The 210-nt window shown below is 76.7% G+C and carries 1 protein-coding gene; it reads left to right on the top strand.

Annotated elements, in window-relative coordinates; genetic code table 11:
* Positions 1-210, top strand: a 210-nt coding sequence (locus tag MFF64_RS37710; protein ID WP_369010739.1) for an alpha/beta hydrolase, incomplete at both ends; no start/stop codon positions are given.

Below are 210 nucleotides of genomic sequence, written 5' to 3' on the forward strand. Positions count from 1 at the left end.
CGCGCCCCCGCTGCTGCTGCTGCACGGGACCGGCGGCAACGAGCACGACCTCCTGCCGCTCGGCCGGATCGTGGCGCCGGGCGCCGCCCTGCTGTCGCCCCGCGGGGCGGTGACGGAGAACGGCATGCCGCGGTTCTTCCGGCGCCTGGCCGAAGGCGTGTTCGACGAGGCCGACCTGCGCCGCCGCACCGCGGAACTCGCCGCCTTAGT

The organism is Methylobacterium frigidaeris (genome assembly GCF_022179185.1).
Lineage (GTDB): Bacteria > Pseudomonadota > Alphaproteobacteria > Rhizobiales > Beijerinckiaceae > Methylobacterium > Methylobacterium frigidaeris.